The organism is Rhodococcus sp. Chr-9 (assembly GCF_000801125.1).
Classification (GTDB): domain Bacteria; phylum Actinomycetota; class Actinomycetes; order Mycobacteriales; family Mycobacteriaceae; genus Rhodococcus; species Rhodococcus pyridinivorans.
This window is the reverse complement of record NZ_JTIZ01000089.1, coordinates 71,071-95,017: the sequence shown is the minus strand read 5'-3', so window position 1 is coordinate 95,017 and position 23,947 is coordinate 71,071. Positions and strand designations below refer to the sequence as shown.

General features: G+C 67.1%; 26 protein-coding genes and 4 tRNA genes. 26 read left to right on the top strand and 4 right to left on the bottom strand.

The window, feature by feature from the left end:
* Window positions 1–40: 40 nt before the first annotated feature.
* Together QR64_RS12390 and QR64_RS12385 are read right to left on the bottom strand one after the other, a co-directional pair.
* Window positions 41–901 carry a siderophore-interacting protein gene (locus tag QR64_RS12390; RefSeq protein ID WP_039585629.1) on the bottom strand — a complete coding sequence of 287 codons (861 nt, stop codon included), beginning with the start codon at window positions 899–901 and terminating at the stop codon, window positions 41–43.
* An 83-nt stretch (window positions 902–984) separates the two neighbouring features.
* A complete protein-coding gene (locus tag QR64_RS12385; protein ID WP_039585385.1) occupies window positions 985–1,590 on the bottom strand; it encodes a flavin reductase family protein in 606 nt (201 codons plus the stop codon).
* Window positions 1,591–1,642: 52 nt separating this feature from the next.
* Here QR64_RS12385 and menD point away from each other — a divergent pair, with 52 nt between their 5' ends.
* The 4 genes from menD (at window position 1,643) to QR64_RS12365 (ending at window position 5,677) form a co-directional block, all read left to right on the top strand.
* Window positions 1,643–3,262 carry a 2-succinyl-5-enolpyruvyl-6-hydroxy-3-cyclohexene-1-carboxylic-acid synthase gene (menD, locus tag QR64_RS12380; RefSeq protein ID WP_006552303.1) on the top strand — a complete coding sequence of 540 codons (1,620 nt, stop codon included), beginning with the start codon at window positions 1,643–1,645 and terminating at the stop codon, window positions 3,260–3,262.
* Window positions 3,259–3,711 (top strand): DUF3592 domain-containing protein, encoded by a 453-nt coding sequence (locus QR64_RS12375; RefSeq protein ID WP_039585383.1) that lies wholly within the window; start codon window positions 3,259–3,261, stop codon window positions 3,709–3,711. The genes menD and QR64_RS12375 overlap by 4 nt, the downstream gene beginning before the upstream one ends.
* A gap of 82 nt (window positions 3,712–3,793) precedes the next feature.
* Window positions 3,794–4,936, top strand: coding sequence for a glycosyltransferase family 4 protein (locus QR64_RS12370; RefSeq protein ID WP_039585381.1), 1,143 nt, complete (start codon window positions 3,794–3,796; stop codon window positions 4,934–4,936).
* Between the two features lie 39 nt (window positions 4,937–4,975).
* Window positions 4,976–5,677, top strand: a complete 702-nt coding sequence (locus QR64_RS12365) for a demethylmenaquinone methyltransferase (protein ID WP_071935515.1) — start codon at window positions 4,976–4,978, stop codon at window positions 5,675–5,677.
* A gap of 56 nt (window positions 5,678–5,733) precedes the next feature.
* Here the strand turns inward: QR64_RS12365 and QR64_RS12360 are convergent, their stop codons facing one another.
* Window positions 5,734–7,005, bottom strand: a complete 1,272-nt coding sequence (locus tag QR64_RS12360) for a geranylgeranyl reductase family protein (RefSeq protein ID WP_050993579.1) — start codon at window positions 7,003–7,005, stop codon at window positions 5,734–5,736.
* A gap of 112 nt (window positions 7,006–7,117) precedes the next feature.
* Between QR64_RS12360 and QR64_RS12355 the strand changes: the two genes are divergently transcribed.
* Both QR64_RS12355 and htpX read left to right on the top strand, forming a co-directional pair.
* The gene (locus tag QR64_RS12355) at window positions 7,118–8,164 is read left to right on the top strand and encodes a polyprenyl synthetase family protein (RefSeq protein WP_039585379.1); all 1,047 of its coding nucleotides are present in this window, start codon (window positions 7,118–7,120) and stop codon (window positions 8,162–8,164) included.
* Window positions 8,165–8,265: 101 nt separating this feature from the next.
* Complete coding sequence (gene htpX, locus QR64_RS12350; RefSeq protein ID WP_024101689.1) at window positions 8,266–9,126, top strand: zinc metalloprotease HtpX; 861 nt, start codon at window positions 8,266–8,268, stop codon at window positions 9,124–9,126.
* A 100-nt stretch (window positions 9,127–9,226) separates the two neighbouring features.
* Here the strand turns inward: htpX and QR64_RS12345 are convergent, their stop codons facing one another.
* Entirely contained in the window at window positions 9,227–9,718 is a 492-nt protein-coding gene (locus tag QR64_RS12345; RefSeq protein WP_006552295.1) for a YajQ family cyclic di-GMP-binding protein, read from the bottom strand.
* Window positions 9,719–9,868: 150 nt separating this feature from the next.
* Between QR64_RS12345 and QR64_RS12340 the strand changes: the two genes are divergently transcribed.
* The 20 genes from QR64_RS12340 to QR64_RS12245 all read left to right on the top strand — a co-directional run bounded on the left by QR64_RS12340 (window position 9,869) and on the right by QR64_RS12245 (window position 23,946).
* A tRNA-Tyr gene (locus QR64_RS12340) sits at window positions 9,869–9,951 on the top strand.
* 307 nt (window positions 9,952–10,258) lie between these two features.
* A tRNA-Thr gene (locus QR64_RS12335) sits at window positions 10,259–10,331 on the top strand.
* A 43-nt stretch (window positions 10,332–10,374) separates the two neighbouring features.
* Window positions 10,375–10,450, top strand: a tRNA-Met gene (locus QR64_RS12330).
* Between the two features lie 59 nt (window positions 10,451–10,509).
* A complete protein-coding gene (rpmG, locus tag QR64_RS12325; protein ID WP_003941903.1) occupies window positions 10,510–10,677 on the top strand; it encodes a 50S ribosomal protein L33 in 168 nt (55 codons plus the stop codon).
* 84 nt (window positions 10,678–10,761) lie between these two features.
* Window positions 10,762–11,337 carry a (3R)-hydroxyacyl-ACP dehydratase subunit HadA gene (hadA, locus tag QR64_RS12320; RefSeq protein ID WP_006552294.1) on the top strand — a complete coding sequence of 192 codons (576 nt, stop codon included), beginning with the start codon at window positions 10,762–10,764 and terminating at the stop codon, window positions 11,335–11,337.
* Window positions 11,324–11,749: a (3R)-hydroxyacyl-ACP dehydratase subunit HadB gene (gene hadB, locus QR64_RS12315; RefSeq protein ID WP_039585378.1), complete on the top strand. Its 426-nt coding sequence runs from the start codon at window positions 11,324–11,326 to the stop codon at window positions 11,747–11,749. The genes hadA and hadB overlap by 14 nt, the downstream gene beginning before the upstream one ends.
* A 179-nt stretch (window positions 11,750–11,928) precedes the next feature.
* A tRNA-Trp gene (locus tag QR64_RS12310) sits at window positions 11,929–12,001 on the top strand.
* A 32-nt stretch (window positions 12,002–12,033) separates the two neighbouring features.
* Window positions 12,034–12,459: a preprotein translocase subunit SecE gene (secE, locus tag QR64_RS26550; protein WP_024101687.1), complete on the top strand. Its 426-nt coding sequence runs from the start codon at window positions 12,034–12,036 to the stop codon at window positions 12,457–12,459.
* A gap of 50 nt (window positions 12,460–12,509) precedes the next feature.
* Window positions 12,510–13,346, top strand: a complete 837-nt coding sequence (gene nusG, locus QR64_RS12300; RefSeq protein ID WP_006552291.1) for a transcription termination/antitermination protein NusG — start codon at window positions 12,510–12,512, stop codon at window positions 13,344–13,346.
* A gap of 95 nt (window positions 13,347–13,441) precedes the next feature.
* Complete coding sequence (gene rplK / locus QR64_RS12295; RefSeq protein ID WP_039585376.1) at window positions 13,442–13,876, top strand: 50S ribosomal protein L11; 435 nt, start codon at window positions 13,442–13,444, stop codon at window positions 13,874–13,876.
* A 116-nt stretch (window positions 13,877–13,992) separates the two neighbouring features.
* Complete coding sequence (gene rplA / locus QR64_RS12290) at window positions 13,993–14,706, top strand: 50S ribosomal protein L1 (protein ID WP_039585374.1); 714 nt, start codon at window positions 13,993–13,995, stop codon at window positions 14,704–14,706.
* A 398-nt stretch (window positions 14,707–15,104) separates the two neighbouring features.
* A complete protein-coding gene (rplJ, locus tag QR64_RS12285) occupies window positions 15,105–15,632 on the top strand; it encodes a 50S ribosomal protein L10 (RefSeq protein WP_006552288.1) in 528 nt (175 codons plus the stop codon).
* Between the two features lie 123 nt (window positions 15,633–15,755).
* Window positions 15,756–16,142 (top strand): 50S ribosomal protein L7/L12, encoded by a 387-nt coding sequence (rplL, locus tag QR64_RS12280; protein WP_003937621.1) that lies wholly within the window; start codon window positions 15,756–15,758, stop codon window positions 16,140–16,142.
* 312 nt (window positions 16,143–16,454) lie between these two features.
* Complete coding sequence (locus QR64_RS12275) at window positions 16,455–17,531, top strand: ABC transporter ATP-binding protein (protein ID WP_303627232.1); 1,077 nt, start codon at window positions 16,455–16,457, stop codon at window positions 17,529–17,531.
* A gap of 67 nt (window positions 17,532–17,598) precedes the next feature.
* Window positions 17,599–18,390 carry an MlaE family ABC transporter permease gene (locus QR64_RS12270; RefSeq protein ID WP_006552286.1) on the top strand — a complete coding sequence of 264 codons (792 nt, stop codon included), beginning with the start codon at window positions 17,599–17,601 and terminating at the stop codon, window positions 18,388–18,390.
* A gap of 4 nt (window positions 18,391–18,394) precedes the next feature.
* Complete coding sequence (locus tag QR64_RS12265; RefSeq protein WP_024101684.1) at window positions 18,395–19,255, top strand: MlaE family ABC transporter permease; 861 nt, start codon at window positions 18,395–18,397, stop codon at window positions 19,253–19,255.
* Entirely contained in the window at window positions 19,252–20,625 is a 1,374-nt protein-coding gene (locus tag QR64_RS12260) for an MCE family protein (protein WP_039585370.1), read from the top strand. Before QR64_RS12265 ends, QR64_RS12260 begins: the two co-directional genes overlap by 4 nt.
* Window positions 20,622–21,701, top strand: a complete 1,080-nt coding sequence (locus QR64_RS12255) for an MCE family protein (RefSeq protein WP_024101683.1) — start codon at window positions 20,622–20,624, stop codon at window positions 21,699–21,701. Before QR64_RS12260 ends, QR64_RS12255 begins: the two co-directional genes overlap by 4 nt.
* Window positions 21,698–22,696 (top strand): MCE family protein, encoded by a 999-nt coding sequence (locus QR64_RS12250; protein ID WP_006552282.1) that lies wholly within the window; start codon window positions 21,698–21,700, stop codon window positions 22,694–22,696. Before QR64_RS12255 ends, QR64_RS12250 begins: the two co-directional genes overlap by 4 nt.
* Complete coding sequence (locus QR64_RS12245) at window positions 22,696–23,946, top strand: MCE family protein (protein ID WP_024101681.1); 1,251 nt, start codon at window positions 22,696–22,698, stop codon at window positions 23,944–23,946. Before QR64_RS12250 ends, QR64_RS12245 begins: the two co-directional genes overlap by 1 nt.
* Window position 23,947: the final 1 nt, after the last annotated feature.

Genomic DNA, 23,947 nt, shown 5'->3' with positions numbered 1-23,947 from the left:
CGCGACGTTCGTCGTTCGAGGGGGTCGTTCGAGGGGTCCGTCAGTAGACGGGCTCCCCGTACTTCCAGTAGCCGATGAAGGTCACCGCCGCACGGTCCCAGCCGCACTCGCGCACGAGATGGCGGCGCACGCCGGTCGCGAGCGACGACTCGCCTGCGACGAACGCGTGGGCCGAATCCGACGAGGGCGTCGACTCCCGCACCGCGTCGACGACGAGACTGCCCGGAACCGCCTCGCCATCCGTCCTGATCACCGGATGCACCCGCACGTTCTCGCCCGTCGGCAGATTCTGGGCGCTGAGATCGCCCGGGTGCGGAACCTCGACGAAGACCTCCACGGCCGCGAACGGGTCGAGGGCAAGAATCGAGTCGAGGATGCCGACCACGGCGGGCACCGCGCTCTCGTCGCCGACGAGCAGCCACGACCGTGCTTCGTCGAGGGGCAGGTTGCTGATGCCCTCGTCGAGGATGCCGATCTCGTCGCCGGGCTGTGCCCGCTCCGCCCACGCCGAAGCCGGACCCAGATCGCCGTGCGACGCGAAATCGATCTCGATCTCTGAGGTCGGACCGAACAGCCCGGTGCCCGCAGGTCGCACACGGCGGAACGTGTAGTTCCGCAACACCGGACGCCGCCCCTCGGGCAGTTCCTGGTATTCGGGCCACCAACGGTCGTCGGTCGCGCCGGGAAGGGTCAGCTCCTGCTGATCCGGGGTGGGAAAGAACATGCGGAACCAGTGGTCGAAGCCCATCGGTGCGATCGAGTCGACGTCGTCGCCGCCCACGGTGATGCGCACGAAGGTCGGGCTGATGCGTTGGGCGGCGAGTACCTGCGCGCGCACCATCCGCCGCGACTCGGGCTTGAGATAGGGATTGCGCCGTGCGGTTCCGGTGCTCTTCGCCATACGGCCCTCCGAGGTTGCTCGGATGCCACCACTGACGACGTGCAGCATCCCGACGATCGTTCAGCGGAGCCTAACCTGTGCCGTCACCCGGGAGTGCCGGGCCGCTGCAGTCTCCGCACCGCGGGCGTCAGTCCCCATTCGGTCCGCCCCAACCGGCTCACCGCACCGAGCGCGGCGAAGTCGGGGGCACCGTCCTCCGCCAGCACCTCCGGATCGACCGTCACGGCGAGGACGTCGCCCATCACGACGAACGAGTCGCCGATCTCGATCACACGGTGCAACCGGCACTCGATCGAGGCGGGTGCCTCCGCGACCCGCGGGGGCCGCACCCGCTCGCTCGGCTCGGCGTGCAACCCCACCTCGGTGAACTCGTCGATGTGGTGCGGGAACGCCGCCGACGAGGCGTTGACCTTCTCCATCAACGGCACGGTCGCGATATTGATCACGAACTCGCCCGTCTGCTCGATGTTCCGCAGACTGTCCTTCCGGCCCACGGAGGTGAACTGCACGACCGGCGGGGCCGTACTCGCCACCGTGAAGAAGCTGTACGGAGCGAGATTGAACACACCGTCCTCGGCCTCGGTGGACACCCACGCGATCGGTCTCGGCACGATTGTCGCGGTGAGAAGGCGGTAGAAGCGGCCGGGACTCGACTCGGCGGGATCGAAGACTGTGCGCACGGCCTCCATTCTGACCGCACCTGTACCCGGCCACACTTCCGGCGCAATTACCCTGGACTCCGTGAATCCGTCCACTGCCCAGGCCACTGCTGTCGTCGACGAACTCGCCCGGGGCGGTGTTCGGGACGTCGTGCTGTGCCCGGGCTCGCGCAACGCGCCGCTCGCCTTCGCGCTCCAGGCCGCCGACAGCGCAGGACGTCTGCGCCTGCACATGCGTATCGACGAGCGCACCGCCGGATTCCTCGCGATCGGCCTGGCCCTCGCATCGGGGCGTCCCGTCCCGGTCGTCATGACCTCCGGTACCGCCGTGGCCAACCTCGCGCCCGCCGTGCTTGAGGCGAACTACGCCCGCGTCCCGCTGGTCGTGCTCAGCGCCAATCGCCCCTACGAACTGCTCGGATCCGGTGCGAACCAGACCGTCGAACAGCTCGGGTTGTTCGGCAGCCAGGTGCGCGCCACCATCAGTCTCGGCCTCGCCGAAGGCATCGAGCAGAACAGCCAGTGGCGTTCGGCTGTCTCCCGGGTTCTCGCCGCCGCCCGCGGAACCCGATCGGGCAACGCCGGCCCGGTCCACTTCGACATCCCGCTGCGCGAACCGCTCGTGCCCGAGCTCGACGCGAAGGGCCCGGTGCCCGAGGGCCGCCCCGACGGCGATGCCTGGACCACCACGGTGAACGCCACCCTCGACGTCCCGCTCGAGATCGACCTGACCCCCGACACGATCGTCGTCTCCGGTCACGGTTCCGCCCACCGCCCCGAATTGTCCGGGTTGCCGACCGTCGCCGAACCCACCGCACCGTTGCACGGCATCCCGGTGCATCCGATGGCGCTGCCGCACCTGAAGCCGCGCCAGGCGATCATCACCGGACGGCCCACGCTGCACCGGCCGGTGTCGAACCTGCTCGCCGACCCCGCCGTCACCGTGTACGCGCTGACCACCGGCCCGCGCTGGCCCGACGTGTCGGGCAACGTCATCGCGACAGGCACCCGCGCCGTGGTGTCGGGAACACCCGACGAGGCGTGGCTCGAACGATGCCGCCAGCTGTCGGCGCACACCGACAAGGCCGTGCGCGCCCAGCTCGACGGGCATCCGAAGGCCACCGGACTGCACGTCGCGGCGGTCGTGACGGACTCGCTGAAGCCCTGCGACCAGCTGCTGCTCGGGGCGTCGAACCCGGTGCGCGACGCGGCGCTCGTGAGCTACCCGAAACCCGACGTGAAGGTGCTGTCCAACCGGGGTGTCGCCGGGATCGACGGTACGGTCTCCACCGCCGTCGGTGCCGCACTCGCCTACGAGCAGGGACGGACCGTCGCGCTGCTCGGCGACCTGACCTTCCTGCACGACGCGTCGGGCCTGCTCATCGGGCCGTCGGAGCCGCGGCCGCAGAACCTCACCATCGTCGTCGCGAACGACGACGGCGGCGGAATCTTCGAACTGCTCGAACAGGGCGACCCGCAGTACGCGGGTGTTTTCGAGCGTGTCTTCGGCACCCCGCACGGTATGGACCTCGCGGCACTGTGTGCGGCCTACCGCGTCCCGCACGAGCTGGTGGATCTGCAGGGACTCGCGCTCGCCCTCTCGAACGACACGGCGCCGCCCGCGGGCATCCGTGTGGTCGAGGTCACCACCGATCGGGCCGGGCTGCGCGAATTGCACGCGGCGGTGCGGGCGCAGCTGTGAGCGGACCCGAGCGCGCGCGGCGCGCGGTTCTCATGGTCGCGGCGGCGATTTCCGCCCTCGCGGTGATCCTGTTGCTCGGCGCCCTCCGCAACGACCTCACCATCCGCTCCGACACGGGCACGGCCGTCGCGGAGGTGCTCGCGGCCGGCTCCGTGCGGTCCGCCGTGAGTTTCGTCACTCCTGACGGTGTGACGCACAATCCGGAGCTCGGCGTTCTGTACCCGACGGGGCTGACCACCGGGCAGCGGATCGCCGTCGAGTACGCCCGGAGTGATCCCGATCTCGTTCGTGTGACCGGTCGCGACGCCCGTGTCGCCCTGATCCCGACCGGATCGGTGATCGTCGTCACATGGTTGATCGCCACGCCGGTGCTGATCTGGCTGCGGCGGAGGGCGACCGCCGCACCCGCTGTCGCTCCCGACGTGAAGGATCGACAGCTGCAGGTGTGACGAACGAAACGTTCGTCGCGACTTCGTCCATCGGTCACCGAGCTCGCACCTGCTCGACTCGCAGGCTCGCCACGCTGTCGGCGTGCGAGTAGCCATCGTCGCGGAATCCTTCCTCCCGAACGTCAACGGCGTCACCAACTCGGTGCTCCGCGTCCTTGAGCACCTCGACCGCACCGGACACGACGCGTTGGTCGTCGCACCCGACACGGTCGCAGGCAGGCCACCCGCTCCGTCCGACCATCACGGGACACCCGTCCACCGCGTACCGGCGGTGCGCGTACCGAGGATCAGCTCCCTCCCGGTGGGCGTGCCCGGCCCGGAACTCCTTCCGGTGCTGCGCACTTTCGCGCCGGACGTGGTGCACCTCGCGTCCCCGTTCGTGCTCGGTGCCGGCGGTCTCGCCGCCGCGGGACGCCTCGACATTCCGACGGTCGCGATCTATCAGACGGACGTGGCCGGATTCGCCTCCAGCTACGGGCTCGGCCTCGCCGCGCGTGCGTCCTGGCGGTGGACTCGGCGCCTGCACCGCGGCTGCGATCTCACCCTCGCTCCCTCGACCTCCGCCGTGGACGACCTCGTGGCCCACGGCATCCCGCGCGTGCGGCGCTGGTCGCGGGGCGTCGACACCGACCGCTTCGCGCCGTCCCGGCGGGACGAGGACCTGCGCTCCTGCTGGTCGCCGGACGGCCGTCCGATCGTCGGTTTCGTGGGACGCCTCGCGCCCGAGAAGCACGTCGAGCGGCTCGCGATCCTCGCCCACGACCCGCGGCTGCAGCTCGTCGTCGTCGGCGACGGTCCCGAACGGTCGCGGCTCGAACGTCAGCTGCCGTCGGCCGTGTTCACCGGGCAGCTGGGGGGCGAGGAACTGGCCCGCGCCCACGCGAGCCTCGACGTCTTCGTCCATCCCGGCGAACACGAGACCTTCTGCCAGGCCGTGCAGGAAGCCCTGGCGAGCGGGGTCCCGGCGATCGTGCCGGACGCGGGCGGACCACGCGACCTCGTCGCCCACTGCCGCAACGGTTACCGCTTGCCGGTGGACGGCTTCGTCGAATTGCTGCCCCGAGCCGTCGATGCGCTGCTCGCTCCTGGGGTCCGGGACGAGTTCGGTGGTGCGGCACGCAGTGGAGTGCTCGGCCGCACCTGGCCCGTGCTGTGCGACGAGTTGTTCGCCCATTACCGGCGGGTGCAGGGCCTTCCCGCGCACGCGCTCCGCCGCGCCGCATGAGCGCCGGCGTCCACTAGGGGAGCGGGTAACGTTTCGGCCGTGGCAACAACTCACGGATCACGCGCGTCGCTCGACAAGGACCCGCGTGAGGTCGCGTCCATGTTCGACGGGGTCGCTGCACGCTACGACCTGACCAACACCGTCCTGTCGTTCGGGCAGGACCGCGGGTGGCGTCGCGCGACCCGTGCGGCTCTCGACCTGAAGCCCGGCGAGCGGGTGCTCGACCTGGCCGCCGGCACCGGGGTCTCCACCGTCGAACTCGGACGGTCCGGCGCGTGGGTCGTCGCCACCGACTTCTCCAAGGGCATGCTGCACGCCGGTGAGTTCCGCAACGTCCCGATGGTCGCAGGCGACGCGATGAAACTGCCGTTCGCCGACGCGGTCTTCGACGCCGCGACCATCTCCTTCGGCCTGCGCAACGTCGCCGACCCGGACGAGGGACTGCGCGAGATCGCCCGGGTGGTCAAGCCGGGTGGACGCCTCGTGGTGTGCGAGTTCTCCACACCCGTGCGGGAACCGCTACGCACCGTCTACATGGAGTACCTGATGCGGACGCTGCCGCGGGTCGCGCGGGCGGTCAGCAGCAATCCCGACGCCTACGTCTACCTCGCCGAATCGATCCGGGCCTGGCCCGATCAAGAGCAGCTCGCCCGGCGCATCGAGGCCGCGGGCTGGAGCGACGTGAAGTGGCGCAATCTCACGGGGGGCATCACCGCCCTGCACCGCGCGGTACGCAAGTAGCCGGGCGCATCGGCACCGCGCGGTACGCAAGTAACCGCGCGGCGCTGTATCGGCGCTCAGGCGAAGAGGGGCTGACGGTCCCAGCGCATCGAGAGATGACCGCTCGTCCGCCACACCCGGGCCACGAAGTCGGCGTCCTCGTCGGTGACGAGATTGCCCATCACCCGCACCGCGACCGACATCATCGTCCGCGACCGCATCGCGATCGGGCCGGTCGCCGGCAGGAACTTCGGGATCGTGAGCAGGCTCGCGAGGCGACGCGCGGTGGAGAACGCCCGGCCGTAGTGGGAGCGCAGCGTCGCCGGCCACAGGTCGGTGAGGTCGTCGGAGTCGAGCAGCCCGGCGAGCAACCGACCGCCTTCGAGTCCGTAGTCGATGCCCTCGCCGTTGAGCGGATTGACGCACGCCGCGGCGTCGCCGATCAGCGCCCAGTTCCTGCCCGCGACCCCCGACACGGCTCCGCCCATGGGCAGCAGCGCCGACGCCACACGCGTCACCTCGCCGAGTTCCCATTCCGTGCGGCGCTGCCGCGCGTAGAGGTCGATGAGATGCCGCAGCGATCCACTCGCCGGTCGCGAGGCGGTCGCGAGGGTCCCCACTCCCAGGTTCACCTCGCCGGTGCCGAGCGGGAACACCCAGCCGTAGCCCGGCTGGACGGCCCCCGCGTCGTCGCGCAGTTCGAGGTGCGAGGTGATCCACGGATCGTCGCTGCGCGGGGAGGTGGCGTAGGCCCGCGCGGCCACGCCGTAGGTGGTGTCGCGGTGCCAGCGACGACCGAGCACCTTGCCGAGGGGAGAACGCACCCCGTCGGCGACGATCACCGTGCGGCAGCGGACGGTCCGCGGTCCGTCGGCGGTGCGGAAGATCACGGCCGAGACCCGGTCGCCGTCGCGTTCGACGTCAACGGCCTTCGTTCCGTCCACGGCGCGGGCACCCGAGTCGAGCGCGGCCTGCCGGATCCGGGCGTCGAGTTCGGTGCGCGGCACGGCGCTGCCCACGACCGGGAACGACGAGTCGGGCCAGGGGAGTTCGAAGCGGCCACCGAAGCCCTCGAGACGCAGACCGCGGTTGACGGTGCGGGTGCGCAGCCAGTCGCCGAGGCCGAGTTCGTCGAGTTCGGCGACGGCACGCGGGGTCAGTCCGTCACCGCAGGTCTTGTCGCGAGGGAAGGTCGCGGCATCGACGAGCAACACCTCGCGACCGGCGCGGGCAGCCCACGCGGCGGCGGCGGAACCGGCTGGACCGGCACCGACGACGAGAACATCGGTACTGTCGGGAACGCAGGACTGGGATTGCCGCGGATCTCGCGCGGAGTGTTCGGCCACCACCGCTCCATCTTCTCAGGCCGCGATCGGCCGCCTCGACGAGGTGGATCGGGGAACGAACGGCTAGGTTCACTACGGTGAAGTCGAGGCGACAGAACAGGATGGGTACGTCATCGTGAGCACTGAGGGGGCGGCTCGGACCGCCGGTTCGGCCGATGCGGCGCCGAGCACCGTCGTGGCCGGTGTGGAACTCGGCGATCCGGTCCTCGCCGCGACAGTCGGGGACGGCCTCGTAAGCGTCGAGAAACTCCTGGTCGAGGAACTGTCCGACGGTGAGGACTTCCTGACGGAGGCCGCACTGCACCTTGCTAAGGCGGGTGGCAAGCGGTTCCGGCCGCTGTTCACTATCCTCACCGCGCAGCTCGGGCCGAAGCCCACCGATCCCGCCGTGGTGACGGCGGCGACCGTCGTCGAGCTCGTGCACCTCGCGACGCTCTATCACGACGACGTGATGGACGAGGCGACGATGCGTCGCGGCGCCCCGAGCGCCAACGTGCGCTGGGGCAACAGCGTCGCGATCCTCGCCGGCGACTATCTGTTCGCGCACGCCTCGCGGTTGGTGTCGACGCTGGGTCCGTCGGCCGTGCAGATCATCGCGGAGACGTTCGCCGAGCTGGTCACCGGTCAGATGCGCGAAACCATCGGTGTGCGTACCAACGACGACCCGGTCGAGCACTACCTGCGGGTGATCTGGGAGAAGACCGGTTCGCTGATCGCCGCCAGCGGTCGCTTCGGCGGTACGTTCTCGGGCGCTGATCCGGAACATGTAGAGCGTCTCGAACGGCTCGGCGACGCCGTCGGCACCGCTTTCCAGATCGTCGACGACATCATCGACATCGCGTCCGACACCACGGAGTCGGGCAAGACCCCCGGAACCGATCTCCGCGAGGGTGTGTACACCCTGCCGGTGCTCTACGCGCTGCGGGAGACCGGACCGGAGGCGGATCGTCTGCGTGAACTGCTCGTCGGTCCCATCGAGGACGAAGCGCACGTCGCGGAGGCGCTCGAACTGCTCGTCCGCTCGCCGGGGATGGATGCGGCGAAGGCGACTCTCGCGACCTACGCCGCCCGCGCTCACGCCGAACTCGATGCCCTGCCGCAGGGGTCGGCGAACGAGGCGCTGCGTCGCCTCGTGGACTTCACCGTCGCCCGCGTCGGCTGACGGACCGTCGTGTCGTCCCGCCCCGGTCGGGGCGGGAACCGCGCCGTTCGCTCGTTCGTTGGACGAATGAGTGGGAAATCGTGGTGCGGAAGGGGTGCGACGTGCACGGATACTCGAACCGTCTCAAGACGGCCGGTCTGTTGATCGGAATGTCCGCGCTGATCGTGTTCGTCGGAGCGTTGTTCGGCAATTCGACGATCCTGCTGATATCGATCGTGCTCGCCGTCGGCATGAACGGCTACGCGTACTTCAACAGCGACAAGCTCGCCCTGCGGGCGATGCACGCCCAGCCGGTCACCGAGGTGCAGGCACCGGCGATGTACCGGATCGTGCGTGAACTCGCGACCGCGGCGCACCAGCCCATGCCGAGGCTCTACATCAGCCCCACCAACGCCCCCAACGCGTTCGCCACGGGTCGTAACCCGCGAAACGCCGCCGTGTGCTGCACGACGGGCATCCTGGAGATCCTGAACGAACGGGAACTGCGCGCGGTGCTCGGCCACGAACTCGCCCACGTCTACAACCGCGACATCCTCATCTCGTCGGTCGCCGGCGCGATGGCTGCCGTCATCTCGGGCCTGGCGAACTTCGCGTTCTTCGCCTCGGCCTTCGGCAACCGGGAGGGTGGCGCGAACCCACTGGCGCTGCTGCTGGTTTCCCTGCTCGGCCCCATCGCGGCGTCGGTCGTCAAACTCGCTGTGTCGAGGTCGCGCGAGTACCAGGCCGACCAGTCCGGTGCCGAGCTCACCGGCGACCCGCTGGCCCTCGCGTCGGCGCTGCGCAAGCTCGCTCTCGGCACGCAGGCCGCGCCGCTGCCACCCGAACCGAAACTCGCGGCCCAGTCGCACCTGATGATCGCCAACCCGTTCCGGGCGGGCGACAAGATGAGCCGGCTGTTCTCGACGCACCCGCCGATGGCCGACCGCATCGAACGGCTCGAGCGCATGGCCGGGATCCGCTGACCGGACGGCACCCCACAGACGACATCCCAGACGACTCCGCCCGCGACGACGGTCGCGGGCGGAGTCGTAGGAGAGGGCGTCGTCGGCAGTGGTCGACGTACTAGCGGTAGTTGACGAACTGCAGGGCGATGTCGAGGTCGGCGTTCTTGAGCAGCGAGATGACGGCCTGCAGGTCGTCGCGCTTCTTGCTGCTCACGCGCAGCTCCTCGCCCTGGATCTGCGCCTTGACGCCCTTCGGGCCCTCGTCACGGATGAGCTTGGAGATCTTCTTGGCATTCTCCTGGCTGATGCCCTGCACCAGCGTGCCGGTGATCTTGTAGACCTTGCCGGACTGCGTCGGCTCGCCGGCGTCGAAGGACTTGAGGGACAGGTCGCGGCGGATCAGCTTCTCCTTGAAGACCTCGAGCGCGGCGAGCGCGCGGTCCTCGGTCTCGGCCGAGATCGTGATGGCCTCGTCGCCCGACCACTCGATGTGCGCCCCGGTGTTCCGGAAATCGAAGCGGTTGGCGATCTCCTTCGCCGCCTGGTTCAGCGCGTTGTCCACTTCCTGGCGGTCGACCTTGCTCACCACATCGAACGACGAATCAGCCACGTCTCACTCCACTTCGGGGTCGGTCTGTAAGGGTTCTGTCCACCCGACGCTATCGGGTCGCGCGGAGCTGTGACCACTCGGTTTGCGTTTCGGGGGGGTATGCGTTGTATTCTTCCAAACGCATCGAGGACGCGGTCCCGATCGCACCCCGGCAGGTTGCCCGAGCGGCCAATGGGAGCGGACTGTAAATCCGTCGGCTTACGCCTACGTAGGTTCGAATCCTACACCTGCCACCGGAACGGCCCCGGTTCTTCGGAACCGGGGCTGTTCTGCATTCCGGGGCCCTTCGGTGCGGGCTCCGGGGTGTGGGTCCTGCTCTCCCCGAGGTTCCGGGCGGCTCGGCACGCGGTGCCGTTCCGCCTCGCGCCCGATGCCTCCCGCCGGCCCGCCGCGCGCGTATGTGTGGGCACGGGTGGGTGCGGGTGGGCAGAGCTCGGAGAGGAGCGGCGTTTATGCGCCTCTACCAGCGGATTTTGCACCAGGACCGAGTGTGTGTAATCTTTTGGAGGCCGCAGCGAGCAGAGATGCTCCGGAGGCCACGCCCCCTTAGCTCAGTCGGCAGAGCGTTTCCATGGTAAGGAAAAGGTCGACGGTTCGATTCCGTCAGGGGGCTCGCTGGATTGAGGTGCCGCCTTCGTAGCGACACTCGGCACCGAGGCGGTGTAGCTCAGTTGGTAGAGCAAACGACTCATAATCGTTGCGTCGCCGGTTCAAGTCCGGTCACCGCTACCAAAAGTTCATTGATCCACCCTGATCGATACTGATCGGATTGACGCGAAAGAAGGCATCCCGTGGCCTCCTCTACTGACGTTCGGCCGAAGATCACCTTGGCCTGCGAGGTGTGCAAGCACCGCAACTACATCACGAAGAAGAACCGTCGCAACGACCCCGACCGGCTCGAGCTGAAGAAGTTCTGCCCGAACTGCGGTACGCACCAGTCGCACCGCGAGTCCAAGTAGCCGGTCGCAACGACGTCGACGCATAAGGTCTCCGCAATACCGACCGTGCCAGTTGGCGTCGTCGGAATTGCGGAGGTTTTGCGTATGACGAACATACTCGAGAACCAGGAATCGGTGGACGCGACCGAACAGGCCGGGATCCCGTTCGATGCCGCCGCGCACGCCAAGTCCATGGTCGGTCACCACTACCGGGTGGGCGACTACTACGAGGTCGGTCGCGAGAAGATCCGCGAGTACGCCCGTGCCGTGCGCGATTCGCATCCGGCCCATCACGACGACGACGCAGCCCGGGGGCTGGGATATGACGGAGTGATCGCGCCGCTGACCTTCGTCTCGATCGTCGGCATGATCGCGCAGCGCAAGCTGTTCGAAGAGGTCGTCACCGGCTACGACCTGAGCCAGATCATGCAGACCGACCAGCGGATGGTCTACCACCGCCCGATCCAGGCCGGCGACAGGCTGTTCTGCGACGTCTACCTCGACGATTTCCGGCAAGCTGCCGGCAGCGACATCATCACCACCAAGAACGTGATCACGGATCAGTACGACAATCTCGTGCTCACCTCCTGGACGACGCTCGTCGCCCGTTCCGGTGGCGAGGTCGACGACAACATCGCGCACGCGGTCAAGGATGTGGTGATGCACAGTGACACTCCGTAGCTTCGCGGATGTCGCGGTAGGGGACGAGCTTCCATCGAAGGTCGTCACGCTCACGCGCGGAAATCTGGTCAACTATGCAGGTGTGTCGGGTGATCCCAACCCGATCCACTGGAGCGACAAGGTGGCCGAACTGGCCGGCTTGCGCGACGTCGTCGGGCACGGCATGCTCTCGATGGGCATCGCGGCCGGCTTCGTCACGGAGTGGCTGGGAGACCCCGGCGCGGTGACCGAATACAATATTCGGTTCACCAGTCCGGTATATGTGGAGGCCGTCAAGGCCGCCGAGATCGAGTTCACCGGCAAGATCAAGTCGGTGGACGCGGAGAGCAAGACAGCAGTGGTCGCTATCGTGGCGAAGTCCGACGGTCGTAAGATCTTCGGTCGCGCCACGGCAACGGTCCGTTTGGCCTGACGGCCGAGCGGATTGGGTTTGTCCCGGGGCAATGCAGTACACTTAGGCTTCTGGGATCGCATAGCAGCGCGCTGCTCTACGAAGGCCGTAACGGCCCGACGGGGTAGCGCGCGTGTCATGTGGTCGCAGATGGGTCGGTTCCGGACACTCGCTTCGTACGAGTGTGGATGTCCGACCAGAGGGGCGTAGCTCAATTGGCAGAGCAGCGGTCTCCAAAACCGCAGGTTGCAGGTTCAAGTCCTGTCGCCCCTGCCCCCGGACTGCCAGCGACCGAGAGGAACGATGTGAGCGAGGAGCGCGGTCAGCGCCACAGCGGCACCGCAGGGAACATTCCCGGCGACGCTGGAACGGCTACCGGCGCGACCCCCGACGGTTCTTCCGCGGCTGCTCGGCCGACCGGCAAGCGGGCCACCCGTCGTGGTGCAGCCGATCCCTCGGCATCCACGACGAGTGCGGTGTCCATGAAGAAGACGTCGCGTTCGGCCACGGCCGTGAGCGATCGTCCCGCCGCGAAGTCCGAGAACATCTTCAAGCGACTCGTGCGCTTCTTCCGTGAGGTCATCGCCGAGCTCCGCAAGGTGATCTGGCCCAACCGCAAGCAGTTGACCACCTACACGCTCGTGGTCCTTGCGTTCGTGACCGTCATGACGGCGTTCATCTTCGGATTGGATCTGGCGTTCGTACAGGGCGTCAGCTGGTTGTTCGGTTAGCGCCTGTCCGCGCGAGACGAAAAATGTGATCGACGAGAGGAAAGTGCCCGGTGAGCACCCCCGAGAACGACTCGTACGAGGCTTCGGCCGAGGAGCACGTTTCGGACGAGGCCTTGGTTGACGACGTGACGGCCGAGTCGGCGGATGCGGACACCGAGGTCTCCGAGTCCGACGCTGCTGTCGAGTCCGGCACCGATGCCGAGACCGATGTCGAGGTCTCCGACGCAGCGGAGGGCACCGACGACGCCGCCGCCGAAGAGGACGAGGTCGACCCGGCCGAGGCCCTCGAGAAGCAACTGCGGCGCGAGCCCGGCGACTGGTACGTCGTGCACTCCTACGCCGGCTACGAGAACAAGGTCAAGACCAACCTCGAGACCCGCGTCCAGAACCTCGACCTCACCGAGTACATCTTCCAGGTCGAGGTGCCGACCGAAGAGGTCACCGAGATCAAGAACGGTCAGCGCAAGCAGGTCAACCGCAAGGTCCTGCCCGGCTACATCCTCGTCCGGATGGAACTCAACGACGAGTCGTGGGGCGCCGTCCGGAACACCCCCGGCGTGACCGGCTTCGTCGGAGCCACGTCGCGTCCGTCGCCGCTGACGATCAAGGAGGTCGTGAAGTTCCTCCTCCCGCAGCAGGCGAAGAAGAAGCCGGCGGCCGGTGCTTCGACCGCAGGCGAGCAGGCTCCCGCCGCCGCTGCGAAGCCCGCCATCGAGGTGGACTTCGAGGTCGGCGAGTCGGTCACCGTGATGGACGGCCCGTTCGCGACGCTGCCCGCCTCCATCAGTGAGGTCAACGCCGAGCAGCAGAAGCTCAAGGTCCTGGTGTCGATCTTCGGCCGTGAGACTCCCGTGGAGTTGTCGTTCAACCAGGTGTCGAAGATCTGACGATCCCCAGGATCCGACGGCGCCGGCATCCGGCGCGCACAAGCTTGCAGTAGCAGTACGCAAGAACCACACCGAGCACGAAACTAGGAATAGAGATGCCCCCCAAGAAGAAGAAGATCGCCGGGCTCATCAAGCTCCAGATCCAGGCCGGCCAGGCCAACCCGGCTCCGCCGGTCGGCCCCGCGCTGGGTCAGCACGGCGTCAACATCATGGAGTTCTGCAAGGCGTACAACGCGGCGACCGAGTCGCAGCGTGGCAACGTCGTGCCGGTCGAGATCACGGTCTACGAGGACCGTTCGTTCGACTTCAAGCTGAAGACTCCGCCGGCCGCGAAGCTCCTGCTCAAGGCCGCAGGCGTGCAGAAGGGCTCCGGCGAGCCGCACAAGACCAAGGTCGCCAAGGTGACCATGGATCAGGTGCGCGAGATCGCCAAGACCAAGCAGGAAGACCTGAACGCCAACGACATCGAGGCTGCCGCGAGGATCATCGCCGGCACCGCTCGGTCGATGGGCATCACGGTCGAGGGCTGAGCCCCTCGCTGTTCCGGGGCTCCGTCCCCGGGCTTGCATAGCACTCGTGGGAGGGCCGGCCAGGCCCGCTACCACGCCCGAACCATTCACCTGCCGGTGAGAAGTTAGGAAAGAACATGGCAAAGCGCAGCAAGGCATACCTCGCCGCGGCCGAGAAGATCGACTCGGACAACCTGTACAGCCCCCTCGCAGCTGCGAAGCTCGCGAAGGAGACCAGCTCGAAGAACTTCGACGCCACCGTCGAGGTCGCCATGCGACTCGGTGTGGATCCCCGCAAGGCGGACCAGATGGTGCGCGGCACGGTCAACCTGCCGCACGGCACGGGTAAGACCGCTCGCGTCATCGTCTTCGCGGTGGGCGAGAAGGCTGCCGAGGCCGAGGCCGCAGGTGCCGACGTCGTGGGCGCCGAGGATCTGATCGAGCGCATCCAGGGCGGCTGGCTGGACTTCGACGCCGCGATCGCGACCCCCGACCAGATGGCGAAGGTCGGTCGTATCGCCCGCGTCCTCGGTCCCCGTGGTCTGATGCCGAACCCGAAGACGGGCACGGTCACCCCGGACGTCGCGAAGGCCGTCACCGACATCAAGGGTGGCAAGATCAGCTTCCGCGTCGACAAGAACGCCAACCTGCACTTCGTGATCGGCAAGGCCTCGTTCGACGAGACCAAGCTGGTCGAGAACTACGCTGCTGCTCTGGACGAGGTGCTCCGCGCCAAGCCGTCCAGCGCGAAGGGCCGCTACATCAAGAAGGTCACGATCGCTACGACCACCGGCCCGGGCATCCCGGTGGATCCGCAGCGCACCCGCAACCTCCTCGAGACCGCGGAGTAATTCGCACTGCACGCAGTGGATGTGCGTCCTGAAGCGGCCGGTACAGCATCGCTGTGCCGGCCGTTTTGCATCTCGTGCACATCGTCCGCTACAGTGGTGGGGTAGTTCGGTGTGTGCCGATCTTCACCCCGATCATGTTCTACCCAAGACCGTTGGTCACCGAATCCGCGTGCGGATCGGTTGAAGGTCCGGAGTTGTCCGGCGGCCCACGCAGGAGGACGAGGTTAGGGGAGATACGAACCGCGATGTGCCTTCCGGGTGCATTCGAGTTCCTCCTCCTTGTATGCCCCGTGTGCCCTGCGCCGGGGCGTTCGTCGTTTTCCGGTCCCGGCGGTCGTCCGGTGGGGCGTCCCACTCGGGACACCGGGAAAACGACTGTTACTGAGAGGAGGCGAAGTATGGCAAAGCCCGAGAAGGTTTCCGCAGTTGCGGAGATCACCGAGCAGTTCAAGACCTCCACCGCTGCCGTGATCACGGAATATCGTGGTCTGTCGGTGGGAAGTCTGACCGAGCTGCGTCGCGCTCTCGGAGAGGGTGCCACCTACTCCGTCGCCAAGAACACCCTGGTCAAGCGTGCCGCCGCTGAGGCGGGCGTCGAGGGTCTCGACGATCTGTTCGTCGGTCCGACCGCCATCGCGTTCGTCAAGGGCGAAGCGGTGGATGCTGCGAAGGCTCTGAAGAACTTCGCGAAGGACAACAAGGCTCTCGTCATCAAGGGCGGCTACATGGACGGCGCTGCGCTGTCCGTGGAGCAGGTCAACCAGATCGCGGACCTCGAGTCCCGCGAGGTGCTGTTGGCCAAGCTCGCCGGCGCGATGAAGGGCAACTTGGCAAAGGCCGCAGGCCTGTTCAACGCCCCCGCTTCGCAGGTGGCCCGCCTCGCGGCCGCTCTGCAGGAGAAGAAGGCGGGCGAAGAAGCCGCCTGACGCTGATCCGCATCACTGCGAATCTGCATCACCGCGAAAGATACATCCACGCGTGCTCCGGCACGCACCATCCCATCCGGTCGCGGATCAGCGACATGGGACTTATCAGGAAGGACCGCCACCATGGCGAAGCTCACCACCGAAGAGCTGCTCGACGCGTTCAAGGAACTGACCCTGCTCGAGCTCTCGGAGTTCGTCAAGGCATTCGAGGAGACCTTCGAGGTCACCGCTGCTGCTCCGGTTGCCGTCGCTGCCGCCGGTGCTCCGGCCGCTGCTGCCGAGGCCGAGTCCGAGCAGGACGAGTTCGACGTCATCCTCGAGGGTGCTGGCGACAAGAAGATCCAGGTCATCAAGGTCGTTCGCGAGATCGTCTCCGGCCTGGGCCTGAAGGAAGCCAAGGACCTCGTCGAGGGTGCTCCGAAGCCGATCCTCGAGAAGGTCGCCAAGGATGCTGCCGACGCTGCCAAGGCCAAGCTCGAAGAGGCCGGCGCCAAGGTCACCGTCAAGTAAGACGGTTTCCGAACTTTCCGTCGAGCGTTCCGACGCTCTCCGGAACGGTTCCGCACAGGGCCGTTTCCGCGAATTCATTTCGCGGAAACGGCCCTTCTGCATTTCGGGCATGAATGCCGAGTGATATGTCCGTTATCGGCAGAAATCGACATCTACGCCGTGTTCATGCAGGTCACGGCGTAAGTCGAGATACGCGTACCCCCTTGTCCAACGTCCTTACTCATGAGTAGGATCGCGTGTCACAGGTACCACTATCCATGCGATAGAGTGGCCCAACCCACACGGGGGCGACGGTATCGGACAGTGGAGGTGATCGTGGGAGTCGAGGTTTCCGTCGAGGGACTGACCAAGTCCTTCGGCTCGCAACGTATCTGGCAGGACGTGACGTTGACGTTGCCGGCCGGTGAGGTGTCCGCGTTGCTCGGGCCGTCGGGTACCGGTAAGTCGGTGTTCCTCAAGTCGTTGATCGGTCTGCTGCGCCCGGAGGAGGGCTCGATCGTCATCGACGGCACCGACATCCTGCAGTGCTCCTCGAAGGAGCTCTACGAGATCCGCAAGTTGTTCGGGGTGCTGTTCCAGGACGGTGCGTTGTTCGGGTCGATGAACCTCTACGACAATGTCGCCTTCCCGTTGCGTGAGCACACCCGCAAGTCCGAGTCGGAGATCCGGCAGATCGTGATGAGCAAGCTCGAGCTCGTCGGTCTGCTCGGCGCCGAGGACAAGTTGCCCGGGGAGATCTCCGGGGGGATGCGGAAGCGCGCCGGTCTGGCGCGGGCGTTGGTGTTGGATCCGGAGATCATTCTGGTGGACGAGCCGGATTCGGGTCTCGATCCGGTGCGCACGACCTATATTTCGCAGACGTTGATCGATATCAATGCGGAGATCGATGCGACGATCCTGATCGTGTCGCACAACATCAATCTGGCGCGCACGGTGCCGGACAACATCGGGATGTTGTTCCGTCGGCAGTTGGTGATGTTCGGTCCGCGTGAGGTGTTGCTGACTTCGGATGAGCCGGTGGTCAAGCAGTTCCTCAACGGCACGATGATCGGTCCGATCGGGATGTCGGAGGAGAAGGACGAGGCGACGATGGCGCACGAGCAGGCGCTCGTCGAGGCGGGTCATCATGCCGGTGGTGTGGACGACGTCGAGGGGATCGTGCCGCAGATGCAGGCGACTCCGGGGATGCCGGAGCGGCAGGCGGTGGCGCGTCGGCAGGAGCGGGTGCGGTCGATCCTGCACAACCTGCCCCCGGCCGCCCAGAGCGCCATCCTCGAGTCGCTCGATCACAACGGCGCGCCCCACACAGCCCGGGGCTATGCCGACGACGACACCCAGATCATTCCCGCCTATGCCGGAGAGAGATACGAGCAGCAGGCCCAGCAGTAGCACCAGCCGCAGCAGTGGTACAGCGTCAGCAGTGGTACAGCCGCAGGTTGGAGAAGTAGGAGAGTAGATGGGGGCGGGCAGCTCGCTCGTGCGGCCGGTTCACGGCGCACTCACCCAGGCCGGCAACATCGTCGAACTGTTCGTCGACGTCGTGCGGAACACCTTCCGCCGACCGTTCCAGTTCCGGGAGTTCATCGAACAGGCGTGGTTCATCGCCAGTGTCACGATTCTTCCGACGGCGCTCGTCGCGATCCCGTTCGGCGCCGTCGTGTCGCTGCAGACCGGCTCGCTGATCAAGCAGCTCGGCGCCGAATCGTTCACCGGTGCCGCGAGCGTCCTGGCGGTCATCCAGCAGGGCAGTCCGATCGTGACGGCTCTGCTGATCGCCGGTGCCGCCGGCTCCGCGGTCACCGCCGACCTCGGATCGCGGACGATCCGCGAGGAGATCGACGCGATGGAGGTGCTGGGCATCAATCCCATCCAGCGCCTCGTCGTCCCGCGAGTACTGGCGATGGTGCTCGTCGCGCTCCTGCTCAACGGTCTCGTCTCCGTGATCGGCATCGCCGGCGGCTACTTCTTCAACGTGGTGCTGCAGGGCGGTACCCCCGGCGCCTACCTCGCCTCCTTCTCCGCCCTGGCGCAGCTACCCGACCTCTACGTCGCCGAACTCAAGGCTGCGATCTTCGGGTTGATCGCCGGCGTCGTTGCGTCCTACAAGGGGCTGCACCCCGGTGCAGGCCCGAAGGGCGTGGGGGAGGCCGTGAACCAGACTGTCGTCATCACGTTCCTGCTGCTCTTCTTCGCGAACCTGATCCTGACGATGGTGTACCTGCAGATCGTTCCTGCGAAGGGATCCTGACCAGATGACAGTCTCCAGAGGCCGCGGAGATCTCGTTCTTCTCCGGGGTCGCCGAGCGGTGCGCGCACCGCTGAACGTGCTCGACCGCGCGGGGGACCAGATGTCCTTCTACGCGCGCGCCGTCGCGTGGACCCCGCGAACCCTCACCCACTACCGCAAGGAAGTCCTGCGGTTGCTCGCCGAGGTCACCTTCGGCAGCGGTGCACTCGCCGTGATCGGTGGCACCATCGGCGTCATCGCGATGATGTCCGGCTTCACCGGCGTCGTCGTGGGTCTGCAGGGTTACGCCGCGCTCGAGCAGCTCGGCTCGTCGGTGCTCACCGGCTTCCTCTCGGCCTACGTCAACACCCGTGAACTGGCCCCGATCGTCGCGGCGCTCGCGTTGTCGGCGACCGTGGGCTGCGGCTTCACGGCACAGCTCGGTGCCATGAGGATCAGCGAGGAGATCGACGCCCTCGAGGTGATGGCCGTGCCGTCGCTGCCGTTCCTGGTGACCTCCCGGATGATCGCCGGCTTCGTCGCCGTGATCCCGCTGTACATCATCGGTCTCCTCGCGGCCTATCTCGCGACCCGCACGATCAGCACGCTGTTCAACGGCCAGTCGAGCGGATCGTACGACCACTACTTCTATCTGTTCCTCCCACCGGAGGATGTGTTGTATTCGTTCGCGAAAGTGCTGGTCTTCGCGTTCGTGGTCATCCTCATCCACTGCTACTACGGTTTCCACGCCAGCGGCGGTCCCGCCGGCGTCGGGGTGGCCGTGGGCCGCGCGGTACGTACCGCGATCGTGACGATCGCGATCCTCGACTTCTTCCTCAGCCTCGCGATCTGGGGCACGACGACCACGGTGAGGGTGGCCGGATGAGCGACACGACCACTTCGCCCTTGCGTCGCCGCACCCTGGGATTGATCTTCTTCGTGGTGCTGGCGCTGTTCCTGTACGTCACGATCGCGATGTACAACAAGACGTTCACGAAGGTCGTGAAGGTCGACCTCCGCACCGACAGCATCGGCAACGCCCTGCCGCTCAACGCCGACGTCAAGGCACGCGGTGTGCTCGTCGGCGAGGTCCGCGGAACGAGCGCGGAAGGCGGCGACGTCACCGCGCATCTTGCGCTCGACCCCGACAAGGCCGAACTGATCCCGGTCAACGCCACCGCACAGCTGCTGCCGAAGACCCTCTTCGGTGAGCGCTACGTCTCGCTGATCATCCCCGACGATCCGGGGCGTCCCGTCACGAACGGCGATGTGCTGGTGCAGGACACGAGCGAGCGCACCGTCGAACTCGGCGACGTGCTCGACGGGCTGCTCCCGCTCCTCGAGGCCGTCCCGCCGCAGGACCTCGCCAACACGCTCGGCGCCCTGGCCCAGGGACTGAGCGGACGCGGCGAGAAGCTGGGACAGACGGTCGACGACCTCGAACAGATCTTCCGCGAGGTGAACGGCGAACTGCCCACACTGCAGGAGGATCTGCGCGGACTCGCCGATTTCTCGCAGACCTACTCCGAGGCCGCACCGGATCTCGTCGAGGCGCTGAACAACCTGCGCACGACGGGTGGCACGGTCGTCGAACAGCAGAACCAGATCCGCACGCTGCTTGCGAGCGCGACGGGAGCGTCGTCGCAGACGGCCGATTTCATCGAGCAGAACTCGAACTCGATCATCACGCTGTCCGCCGATTCGAAGGAGGCGCTGCAGCTGCTCGCCCGTTACTCGCCGTCCTTCCCGTGCACCTTCGAGGGATTCGCCGACGCGAAGCCGGCCGCCGTCGATCTGCTCGCGGCCGACGATCCGTTCCCGGGTGTGCGCGCGAACATCCAGTTCACGAACCCGAAGGGCCGCTACCTGCCGAACCAGGACGAACCGCGTCTGCTCGACGATCGCGGACCGGCCTGCTACGACGACGTGACCGCGCCCGGCCGCAACTTCCCGCAGTATCCGGGCGGTTCGATCAACGACGGTTCGTACCAGGTGCCGTCGCGTAATCCCGGCCCCGAGACCATCGATTTCTTCCCTGCCCCGGCACGATCCGGCGTCCCCGACGACGTCGGTGAGATCATCGGCACCTCGGACGGCGGCGCGACTCCCGTCTCGTACGCCGGCTCGCGTCTGGAACAGGACACGCTCGACGTCATCTACGGACAGGCCACCGGTGTCGACCCCGAGGAGGTCCCGTCCTGGACCACCCGGCTCGGCGCTCCGGCGATCCGCGGTACGGAGGTGAGCTTCCAGTGAGAGGTCTCGCAGCACCCCTGATCAAACTCATCGTGTTCGCCGTGGTCACCGTCCTCGCGACCGGTGTCCTCGCCGCGACCATCGCCAATGTCGGCGGTGGGGGAGGAACGAAGTTCCACGCGATCTTTTCCGACGTCACCTCACTCAACAAGGGCGACGACATCCGCATCGCGGGTGTCCGCGTGGGGCAGGTCGAGGAGATCTCGGTCTTCGACGAACGGCAGGCGCGGGTCACCTTCTCGCTCGAGGAGCGCGACTGGCTCCCGGCCGGTGCCACCGCGACCATCCGGTTCCGCAATCTCGTCGGCCAGCGTTACATCGCGCTCGGTCAGGGTGAGGGCGCGCAGGGCGAGAAGATCACGGGCGGCGATACGATCCCGATCGAGCGTACGAAGCCGGCGGTGAACCTCACGACGCTCTTCGACGGCTTCCGGCCGTTGTTCCAGACGCTGAGCGCCGACGACGTCAACAAGCTCTCGTTCCAGATCATCCAGGTCTTCCAGGGTGAGGCCGGAACGATCGACGATCTGGTGCGCAGCACCGCGTCGCTGACCAACACCATCGCCGACAAGGACCGCGTGATCGGTGCGGTGATCGACAACCTCAACACCGTCCTGGCCACGATCGACCAGCGCGACGAGCAGCTCGATTCGCTGCTGGTCAACACGCAGGCACTCGTCAGCGGGTTGTCGGCCGACCGGGCGACCGTCGGTTCGGCCGTGGCGTCGATGGCGGGGCTGACCGACGCGGTCTCCGACGTCCTCGAGCCCACCCGCCCGTCGATCGCACAGTCGATCACGGCGCTCGAACAGGTCACTTCGAATCTCAACGCGAACCGCGACGAGGTCGACCGCGTCCTCGAGACGTTGCCGGTCAAGCTCGACAAGCTCGGGCGCGTGGCCAGCTCCGGTTCGTGGTTCCAGTTCTACCTGTGCGGAATCGACATCATCGCAGGTCCCGGTTCGGTCCCGTATCTGAATCTGCCGACGGGGCTGCCCACCGTGAACCAACCCATCTACACGAATGCGGCGAAGCGTTGCTCGCAAGAGGGGATGCAGGAGTTGCAGGGACGATGAGCAAACGTCGCAGTCCGGCCGCCGCCGGTGCCCTGGGCATCGTCGTGGTGCTGCTGGGGACACTGTCCGCCTTTTTCCTCGACGAACTGCCCATTATCGGGGCGGGCGCGACCTACGAGGCCGAGTTCAGCGAGGCCGCGGGTCTCAAACCCACCAACGAGGTGCGTATCGCCGGCGTGAAGGTCGGCAAGGTCACCGGAGTCGACCTCGAGGGCGACCGCGTGATCGTCTCGTTCAAGGTCCAGGACGCATGGGTCGGGAACGACACGGCGGCCTCCATCCAGATCAAGACGATCCTCGGACAGAAGTATCTGGCACTCGAGCCGCGGGGTACGGAGGTGCTCGACCCGGACGACCGGATCCCGCTCGACCGGACGGTCGCGCCGTACGACGTGATCGAAGCGTTCTCGTCGGCGGCCACGACCCTCGGCGAGATCGATTCCGAGCAGCTCGCGACCGGCTTCCAGACCCTGTCGGAGGCGTTCTCGGAGACACCCGACGACATCCGGGCCTCGCTCGACGGCATCAGCCGCCTGTCCGAGACCGTCGCGAGTCGTGACCAGGAGCTGAAGAAGCTCCTCGACGCGACCGGCAATGTCTCGAAGGTGCTCGCCGACCGCAACGCCGAGTTCAACCGGTTGCTCTCCGACGGTGCGCTGCTCGTCGCGGAACTGAACAATCGGCAGGAGGCGATCTCCCAGTTGCTCGATGGCACCAAGCGGTTGTCGGCCGAGCTCTCCGGGCTCGTCGAGGAGAACCGCGAGACCATCGGTCCCGCCCTGCAGCAGTTGCGCGGCGTCGTCGACGTCCTCCAGGAAAACAACGACAACCTCGATCGGGCCATGGAGCTGTACGAGCCGTTCGTGCGTGTCTACACCAACGTCGTCGGCAACGGCCGGTGGTTCGACCAGGTCGTCGTGAACCTGACCCCGCCGGGCCTGCCGGAGATCCCCGGTTACCGCGAGCCCGGTCGCCGCCTGGAAGGGGGCAACTGATGGCACACGCCGAGAACGGCGAGTCCCGCAGCAATCGCGGGCGCATCGCGCTGATCGCGGCCGTCGTGGCGGTCGCAGTGGCCCTGGCCGGAGCGGGCTGGTGGCTGTTCGCCCGACTGGGCACCACCGAGATCACCGCTTACTTCGACAATGCCGTCGGCATCTACGAGGGCTCCGACGTGCGGGTGCTCGGCGTCGAGGTGGGGAAGGTGACCTCCGTCGAACCGCAGGGCGACCTCGTGAAGGTCGGTCTGCGGGTGAACCGCGGCGTCGACATCCCGGCCGACGCCCGCGCCGTGCAGATCACCCCGTCGGTCGTCGCCGACCGTTACGTACAGCTCACCCCTGCCTACACCGGTGGCGACACGATGAGCAGCGGTGCGGTGATCGACCGCGAGCGCACCGCCACCCCTGTGGAGGTCGACGAGCTCTACGCGAGCATCGACGAGCTCTCCCGCGCGCTCGGTCCCGACGGCGCGAACCGCGAGGGCGCGCTGACCGACTTCGTCGAAGTCGGTGCGGAGAACCTCGCCGGCAACGGTGAGGCCCTCGGGCAGAGCATCGAGAACCTGTCGGCCGCCGCGCGCACGCTCGACCAGTCGCGCGACGACCTCTACGGCACGATCGAGAACCTGCAGGTGTTCGTCAGTGCTCTCGCGGCCAACGACGAGCAGGTGCGCCAGTTCAATGCGCAGCTCTCGGACCTGTCGGGATTCCTGGCGGGGGAGCGGCAGAACCTCGGTGAGGCGCTGAACACGCTGTCGGTCACGCTCGGCGACGTCGCGACGTTCGTGCGCGACAACCAGGCGGCCGTGAAGGACAACGTCGACGCACTCGTGCCGATCACGGAGACCCTGGCTAACCGCCGGCAGGAACTCGTGAATTCGCTGACGCTGCTCCCGCTCGCGGTGAGCAACCTCGTCAACTCGTACGACGCCGAAGCAGGTGTGCTCGCATCGCGGCTCGTGCTGCCCGACCTGCAGGACCCTGCGGGAGCGGTGTGCAAGCTCATCGATCTCGGCAATCTCGTGCCCGGCGACGCGCGTTTCGAGCAGCTCGGCCGGCAGATGCAGCCGCTGATCGACCGGTGCCGCGACGTCGCCACGCAGATCACCGAGGACCAGCGGTCCCCGGATCTGATCCTGCCGTTCGGTGTCCTGAGCGGTGAGAACATCCAGCGGCAGGTCACCCCGGGCACGGTGCCCGGCGTGGTCTCGCCTCGGCTCGACCTCCGGGGAGGAGATCGGTGAG